Source organism: Devosia sp. (assembly GCF_034675085.1).
In the GTDB taxonomy this organism is placed as follows: domain Bacteria; phylum Pseudomonadota; class Alphaproteobacteria; order Rhizobiales; family Devosiaceae; genus Devosia.
Genome location: NZ_JAUCDN010000485.1, coordinates 1 through 1,552 on the forward strand (window position 1 = coordinate 1; position 1,552 = coordinate 1,552).

At 64.6% G+C, this 1,552-nt stretch carries 1 protein-coding gene; it reads left to right on the top strand.

What is annotated here, in order from left to right:
* Positions 1-345: 345 nt before the first annotated feature.
* Positions 346-1,552: insulinase family protein (locus tag VDP82_RS17995; RefSeq protein WP_323016184.1), on the top strand; the 1,207-nt coding region annotated here is incomplete at its 3' end.

Genomic DNA, 1,552 nt, shown 5'->3' on the forward strand with positions numbered 1-1,552 from the left:
AGGCGCTTTCTGTCGGGCAGTTCCCTCCCACCCACCGGCGCTTCCCGCGGACTTGGTCCGCGGGCCACTCCCAGCAAACGCAGAGTCACCAAGGGCTCCCAGTCTGGCCCACGGGTCAAGCCCGTGGGCAGCGTCGGAGTTTTGGGAAGACTCAAAACCAAGGCTCCGGCGTCCGAAGTGAACACTCCCCGTCGAGGGGGAGCGGCGGGCCGGTGGTCGAGCCGACGAAGGGTTTCCCGGCCACCGATGGTGGTCTGAAGCAAGCGCGCCGGCTCCGCCCCTAGCGAAGCCCTGATTCAGCGCTTACCTTGGGATAATCCTTTCCGTTCCTCCCCGAGTGTTTCCATGTCCCATCCCGCCTTCGAGCTTGTCCGCGACGCCCAGATTGCCGAGGTCAATTCGCGGGCGCTGGTCTATCGGCACAAAAAGACCGGGGCGGAGGTGGTGAGCCTGGTCAATGACGACGAGAACAAGGTGTTCGGCATCACCTTCAAGACCCCGCCGGCCGATTCGAGCGGGGTGGCGCATATTCTTGAGCATTCGGTGCTGTGCGGGAGCCGGAAATATCCGGTGAAAAAGCCGTTCGTGGAGCTGATCAAGGGGAGCCTGAATACCTTTCTCAACGCCATGACCTTCCCCGACAAGACGGTCTATCCGGTGGCCAGCCAGAATGTGCAGGATTTCTACAATCTGGTGGATGTCTATCTGGACGCGGTGTTCTTCCCGCTGATCGAGGAGGATACGTTCCGCCAGGAAGGCTGGCATTACGAACTGGCCGAGGCCGGGGCGCCGCTGGTCTACAAGGGCGTGGTGTTCAACGAAATGAAGGGGGCGTTTTCTTCGCCCGACGCCGTGCTGCGCGACGTGGCGCAGCGCTCGCTCTATCCCGACACCATTTACGGGGTGAATGCGGGGGGCGACCCCAGGGACATTCCGGCGCTGAGCTATGAGCAGTTCCGGGCCTTCCACCGGGCCTTCTACCATCCCTCCAATACGCGGGCCTTCTTTTCGGGCGATGACGACGCCGAGCGGCGGCTGGCGATCCTGGACGCCTATTTCAGCCAGTTCGAGGCGGCGCCGGCGGCGGGAGAAATCCCCTTGCAGCCGCGCTTCAACGCGCCGCGCCGGATCGAGGCGCATTATGCCGGCACCATCGACACCGACAAACGCCGCGACGGCATGGTCAGCGTCAACTGGATGCTGGACGAGCCGGCGGACCGGGCCGAGACGCTGAGCCATTCCATGCTGAGCTATCTATTGGTGGGCACGCCCGCCGCGCCCCTGCGCAAGGCGCTGACCGAATCGGGGCTGGGCGAGGGGCTGACGGGGAGCGGCATCGGGCTGGGCCTGCGCCAGCCCATGGCCAGTTTCGGGCTCAAGGGCGTGGACCCGCAAAATGCCGACAGGGTGGAAGCGCTGATCCTTTCGAGCCTGGGCGAGATCGCCGCGCGCGGTTTCGCCCCCGAACAGCTCGAAGCGGCGGCCAACATGTTCGAGTTCACCCTGCGCGAGAACAATACCGGCTCGGTGCCGCGCGGGCTGAGCTGGATGT